The organism is Corynebacterium tuberculostearicum, assembly GCF_022347385.1.
GTDB lineage: Bacteria > Actinomycetota > Actinomycetes > Mycobacteriales > Mycobacteriaceae > Corynebacterium > Corynebacterium tuberculostearicum_M.
In genome coordinates this window covers 1-6,617 of the sequence record NZ_JAKRDT010000033.1, presented here as the reverse complement: position 1 = coordinate 6,617, position 6,617 = coordinate 1, and the positions used below count along the sequence as shown (strand labels likewise).

The 6,617-nt window shown below is 54.0% G+C and carries 6 protein-coding genes; 5 read left to right on the top strand and 1 reads right to left on the bottom strand.

What is annotated here, in order from left to right:
* Positions 1-1,277, top strand: a 1,277-nt coding sequence (locus MHK00_RS11560) for a VaFE repeat-containing surface-anchored protein (protein ID WP_250411956.1), incomplete at its 5' end; no start/stop codon positions are given.
* A 197-nt stretch (positions 1,278-1,474) separates the two neighbouring features.
* Here MHK00_RS11560 and MHK00_RS11985 read toward each other — a convergent pair.
* Complete coding sequence (locus MHK00_RS11985; protein WP_366512279.1) at positions 1,475-1,858, bottom strand: integrase core domain-containing protein; 384 nt, start codon at positions 1,856-1,858, stop codon at positions 1,475-1,477.
* A gap of 179 nt (positions 1,859-2,037) precedes the next feature.
* Here MHK00_RS11985 and MHK00_RS11555 point away from each other — a divergent pair, with 179 nt between their 5' ends.
* The 4 genes from MHK00_RS11555 to MHK00_RS11540 form a co-directional block, all read left to right on the top strand.
* Positions 2,038-2,451, top strand: coding sequence for a hypothetical protein (locus MHK00_RS11555; protein WP_250411954.1), 414 nt, complete (start codon positions 2,038-2,040; stop codon positions 2,449-2,451).
* A 66-nt stretch (positions 2,452-2,517) separates the two neighbouring features.
* Positions 2,518-3,564, top strand: coding sequence for a Mu transposase domain-containing protein (locus MHK00_RS11550; protein ID WP_250411951.1), 1,047 nt, complete (start codon positions 2,518-2,520; stop codon positions 3,562-3,564).
* A 105-nt stretch (positions 3,565-3,669) separates the two neighbouring features.
* Positions 3,670-4,500 carry an ATP-binding protein gene (locus MHK00_RS11545; RefSeq protein ID WP_250411949.1) on the top strand — a complete coding sequence of 277 codons (831 nt, stop codon included), beginning with the start codon at positions 3,670-3,672 and terminating at the stop codon, positions 4,498-4,500.
* 718 nt (positions 4,501-5,218) lie between these two features.
* The coding region (locus tag MHK00_RS11540; protein WP_250411945.1) for a VaFE repeat-containing surface-anchored protein at positions 5,219-6,617 on the top strand (1,399 nt) is incomplete at its 3' end.

Genomic DNA, 6,617 nt, shown 5'->3' with positions numbered 1-6,617 from the left:
AGAAGACTCCGAAGGTTTCCACTAACGCTGACTTCGAGGGTGGCCTGCGTGAGGTTGTTGCTGGTGCCAAGGTTGTGGACCAGGTTTCTTACGAGGGTCTGGTTCCGGGTAAGGAATACACTCTGGATGCCCAGCTGATTTCCAAGGAGGACGGCAAGACCGTTCTTGGTGAGGTTAAGGGTCACAAGTTCACTCCGGAGAGCGCTAATGGCACTGAGGCTGTCACCATCACCGTCAATGATGATGTGACCGAGCCGGTTGAGGCTGCGGTTGCCTTCGAGACGCTGACTTCCACCCAGGTGGATAAGCACGGTGAGGACAACCCGACCGATGAGGACAACCCGAATCCGGTTGGTGAGCACAAGGACATCAATGACGAAGATCAGACTGTGACCTCTGAGGGTTCTGAGAAGACTCCGAAGGTTTCCACTAACGCTGACTTCGAGGGTGGCCTGCGTGAGGTTGTTGCTGGTGCCAAGGTTGTGGACCAGGTTTCTTACGAGGGTCTGGTTCCGGGTAAGGAATACACCCTGAAGGCTGAGCTCATTAACAAGAAGGACGGCAAGTCTGTGCTGGGCAAGGGTGAAGCTACCTTCACTCCGGAGAAGTCCAACGGCATGGAGCCTGTCACCATCACCGTCAATGATGATGTGACCGAGCCGGTTGAGGCTGCGGTTGCCTTCGAGGAGCTCACCTCCACTGAGGTCAACGACAAGGGCGAGGAGACTCCGGGTACTACTCCGGAGAAGCCAAACCACATTGCTGAGCACAAGGACATCAATGATGAGGACCAGACCGTGACCTCCCACGAGGTCCACGATCAGGACAAGCCAGGCGGCTCCTCGGATGGTTCCTCTAACGGTTCTTCCAACGGTTCCTCGGATGGATCCTCTAACGGTTCCTCCAAGGGCAAGATTCCGTGGTGGCTCATCCTGATTCCGGGCATCGGCTTGGGCAAGATCATCAAGGATCACCACGACCACAAGGATCATGGCAACCACAATGGTGGCCACGGTGATAACACCGGCAACCACGATGGTGGTAACGGTAAGCACACCGACGGCCACAAGGGCGGCAATGGTCACGAGGACAAGGGTCAGGATGCTCCTCAGGGCGGCAACTCTGACAATGGACATGGCCGTGGCGTCGAGGTCCAGGGTCAGCAACCTGAAGAGACTGGTAACGCACTGCCATCCAACGCTGACCGCGTTGAGATTAAGTCCGTACCGTCCGGCGCAACCGAGCTTGAGCCGGGTATGCAGGATTACATCAAGTAGTCCATAAGCTTCGGTGAGGCGGCCTGCGGGTCGCCCCACCGGGGCTGAGACTTAAACACCAAAAATCCCCTCCAGGGTGTGAACTGCTCCCCCTTGCTTGGATTGAGAAATCAGCTATTTTCTAGTGAGGAACATTTGGGTAAGGGTTAAAATGAAGTGCCCCGAACTTTGTTCCTAGGCATTTGTCTTGATTGCTATTATTTCCTCTGGCGGGTTCTGCTTCCACAATTCGGTTTCCACCTCGACCGGGGTTCGGTATCGCAAGCTTGGTGGAGCCTAGTTTCGTTCCACAATGACACCCGTTTGAGCGTCGCGATTTCTACCTCGATAACGTCATCCCACCTGCGGGTATGGATCAGCTCGTTCTTGTAGGAGCCGTTAACGTTTTCAGCAAGAGCATTGTCATAGGAGTCGCCAACCGTTCCAGTGGAAGCAGCAATCCCATGCTGGGCAAGCCGCTCATTGTAGACAACGCTGACATACTGCGACCCGTGATCATCATGGTAAATGAGACCTGTTGTTTCCTCAGCACACACGATCGCCTGGTTAAGAGCTTGCAGCGGCAATGCTTCCGTCCGCATCGAGTCTGATAACACCCACCCTGCCGTTTCGGCGTAGTGGGTAGGGGGCAATCCGCGTAGTTGGTCGGGGTTTTCCGGATAGGTGGTAGGACTCCCTGTTTTCGGTCATTGTATAGGTGGCGTTGGCACAGCTTGTGCTGGCGCGTTATCACCTTTCATGACCTTAAGGAGGGCCTTTCATGGCCAGCTTCAAAGACATCATGGCGATGTGTTTGGACGGGGGAAGCTATGCTGCCATCACTGCGGCGTTGGGATGTTCCAACCGGGACATTACCAAAACCAAGACACTAATTGCGGATCTGAGCATCACCAAGGAGTCGTATGCTCAGCTGGATCCAGCATTCTTCGACGAGCACTTCAGCGACCATCGCGAGGCCCGTCGCAAGCGCTGCGACCAGACAGACTTCGAAAAGCTCGCTAAGCGACTAGCCAACAACAAGCACTTGACCCGCCACAAGCTGTGGATGGGCTACGTTGCTGCACCTGCCGGTGAAGGCGAGTCGAAGTATCAGTACTCCCAGTTTTGCGAACGTCTGCGCACCCTCATCCGCACCACCGGAATGACCTCGATTGTCGAACACGAGCCAGGCTAGGAACTCTACGTCGACTGGGCTGGCCACAAGGTTTCCATCATTGACAAGGCCACCGGTGAAGTCGGCATGAAAGCCAGCTTATTCGTGGCCATCTGCCCCTATTCTTCGCTGTTGTCTGTGTCAGCAACAGCTAACGAGAAGATGGACAACTGGATGTCCTGCCATGTGAAATCCTTGGACTACCTCGGTAAATGCCCTGGCATCATCGTTCCTGACAACGCACCGACCGCGACTTACCAGCCGGTGAAGAACAAGCCCGGCCGGTGCATTCAAGAACGCTACGCGGACTTCGCCGACTCCTACGACATCCTGCTCGTGCCGGCCCGGCCTGGAAAACCTCGGGATAAGGCCGCTGTGGAACGTGCCGTCCAACTCGTCTACTCGCGCATCCTCGGCTACTTCGACGGGATCACCTTCTACAGCCTTGATGAACTCAATGAGGCTATCGCTCAGCGCGTCGACGACATCAACATGAATATGCCTAGGCTCGATGGGATCACCCGTAAAGAGTTGTTTGATGCTGATGAAGCACCCATGATGCGCGACTTACCAGATGCCCCGTTTACGGAAGTGTCCTGGCGAAACGTCAAAGTTCACCGCAACTGGCACATCTGCTGCGACTATCAGTACTATTCAGTGCCTGTCCAATACATCGGCAAAACCCTGCAGACACGGCTGACCAACAGCCTGGTGAGCATCTTCGACGACGACCTAGTCGCAGAGCACTCACGCATGCACAGGTTCAAGTACCGCTATTGCAACGACCCAGCCCATATCCCGGAGAGGGACATTGCCGGGGTCAAACCGCTTACCCCCCCCGACGAGCTGCTTGCTCGGGCCTCTTCGTTTGGGCCGGCAACCACCAAGGTTGTCTCATCAATCTTGGAACGCAACGCCAAAGCCGTGCCCCGCAGACTGCATACCGCCCACAACGTGCTCGTCAAGCTGGGCAATAAGCACAACAAGACCACGCTAGAGTCTGCTTGCCAGCAAGTCATCGACCATAACCTGGCGCCCAACATGCAGGTCATCGCGCGGATTCAAGCCGATATCCCCCGCAACGGTCACGCCCACGACCAAGTGCCAACCGCCCAGACCCCTCCCACTGGCTGATCGCGCACTGGAGATATCACCGACATCGCAGACGTGGTGTGCCTACGCCCCGCCAGCTACTACGACACCCCAACCACAACCTCGAAGAAGGAGGCCTAGACCACCATGACCACCATCAACCTTTACGACGACATGCGCGCTAAGCTGCGCATACTGCGTCTGTCGACCTTCGCTGACATCTTCTTCGACCTAGTCGCCGCCGATGACACGAACAACGCATTGGCCGAGGAAATCTTCCTCAAAGCCGTGGAAGAAACCGCTTCCAAACGCCGACAGACCAACATCGCCAAGGCCATCACCCAGACGAAATTTCGGTACCCAGGCGCAACACTGACCGAATTGATCAACCCCAATAAGCGCGGGCTGAACCTGCGCCAGCTCAATCGGCTGGCCGCAACTCCCTGGCGCGACGAGCCGTCCAATGTGCACGTCCTCGCCCCCACCGGTGCGGGTAAAACCTACATCGCCTGTGTTATCGGTATTGCTGCCTGCCAGGCCGAATACAGCGTCGCTTACTACCGGCTGGATCAGCTCGTCGATGAGTTAGCGGCCTTCTCGCCGGCAGATGAACGCTACGTAGCTAAAATGCGCAAGCTACAAAACGTTGACGTGCTCCTCCTCGATGATTTCCTAACGATAGGAATCAACCAGCGTGGACAAGAAGACCTAACCAAGATCATATTCGACCGCGACGGCAGACTGCCGACCATCATCGTCTCCCAAACGACTGCGGCCTACTGGGTGAAGAAACTACCCGACCCCGTCGGAGCAGACTCACTGGTCAGCAGAGTCCATGCCGGACAGCGCATCGAACTCCACGACTACGACATGCGCCAACACCTGGCAAGCACCACACATAGCCCCAACGAGAAGTCGATCGGAATAGAAGCCGGGCAGCTGGCCTCGACAAGGCCAGCTGCCCGGCCCACCACCTAGTCGGAATCCAGCCCTATCACCGTTCCACAACACCCCTACCAACAAGCCGCTCTCAGCATTAAAGTGTGATTGTGGCGACCTTAGGGGGAGTTGGCGATCACATATTTTTCTCGAAGATAAATGGCAATGGAGTTAAGGCTCGCTGAATGGCCACATGATAGAACAGGTGTGCACTGCTTTCGAATGCACTTTAGCAACATCTGTAGCGACAAACTATAAATGGATACCACGCGGAGTAGTGTGGGAAACTACATGCAAAGCCAATTCTCAAATTCGTACAAGTTCAACTAAAAACGCGGCGCATGGAAGGGTTTAAGCGGGTATGGTTAAGATTAATACTAGTGTGAAATAGGTCAACATTTTAGCCGTGTATGCGGAAAATGAGATTATTATAACTCAATTAAATATGCTTATAACTGGGCACTTCGCGAAAGCATATGCGTCTATCCGCGTCTAGGACATTAGAAAGCCTGCATAGCATGCACGTTTCTAAAAAATCCCCGGCTAGCGCCTTGAATTTTCCCATGATACCATCCTAAGTACACAATAAAAGTTGATCTAGATTTGGGTAGAATCCCCTGGTTAACTGCAGTGTGTTCAAGTCTCAATTTCAGGTTCTGCTCAGCGAAAACTCGCTGTACAGGAAGCGAATGTAAGTATTTGTACCGCTCGAAGAGGAAAAATGAGTAGATTAAAAAACATATCCCGAGAGGGGTGGATGGTCTTTACTGCAGTGCTTGCTGCGATTGCGGTTATTGCGGCCATGGTCACCGTTCCGGGAGCGAAGGCGGAGGCTGCTGAGCCTACCGATTTTACGCCCAACAATACATTGGGCAACGAGCTTAAGAAGGAAGAAAAAGACCCACAGCATTTTGCCGCGGACTACTCTTGGGGTCTGCTTGTTTGGGCGGGAGAGCCAGCAGGGCCCGGCTTTGGCAATGGTGGAAACAAAAATAATGATGTGGGCTGGGGTTGGTGTATTGAACCGCACGCTAAAACCCCTCTCAATACGTGGGACGCGTATAAAAAGAAGAACGCTACGAAACTTAAGTTTAATGAGAAGTATCACGACGCCGTCATCAATCTCGGGCGGAAGATGGAAGCTGCAGCTGCACGAGGGGATAAAAAGGCGGCTGCCAACTATTACGTCTACCTGTTGATGTTCCTTGATTCGCATCAGAATCCAAAGAACCTACCATTTGAAACTATTGTAGGAAATAGCAAAGACTATTTCCCAGGGTTTACTGGATCACACGAAGAGTTTACGGCGCTTACGGGTTATAAAATCGAGGGACCCAAAGAAGTGCCGAAGCTTGTAAAAGACCCGACGGTGGAAATAGCGAAGCAGCCTGAAGATGCGTTTATTACCGTTGTGCATCCGAATGGCAATCGCAATTCAAAGGCTCAGTCTGTCATTCCGGTAGACCAGCCCGGTCTGCCTGATGAGCCTGACAATGGTGGTGGTTCCGAAGAGCCCACGACTTCTTCTGAGGAGACTTCTTCGGACGAGACGACTTCGGAAAATCCTGGCGGGGAGACTTCTCCGAACGAGACAACTGAGAATCCTGAGCCGTCTGAGTCTGAGGGAACCACTCCGAAGGACACCACCTCCGAGACGACTCCGGAAAATCCTGGCGGGGAGACTTCTCCGAACGAGACAACTGAGAATCCTGAGCCGTCTGAGTCTGAGGGAACCACTCCGAAGGACACCACCTCCGAGACGACTCCGGAAAATCCTGGCGGGGAGACTTCTCCGAACGAGACAACTGAGAATCCTGAGCCGTCTGAGTCTGAGGGAACCACTCCGAAGGACACCACCTCCGAGACGACTCCGGATAAGACGACTGATGTAACGCCTAATCCGGAACCGACTCCTACTACTAGTGAGCAGGAGAAGGGTCTTGAGCCCAAGATTGAAACGGAAGCTTCCATCAAGGATGGTAACCGTGTAGAAAAGGGTGCCACGGTTATTGACACTGTGACGTATAAGGACCTTGTTCCGGGTAAGGAATACACCCTGAAGGCTGAGCTGATTAGCAAGGAGGACGGCAAGTCTGTTCTGGGTACCGGTGAGAAGACCTTCAAGCCAGAGGCCTCCAACGGCAAGGTTGAGGTTG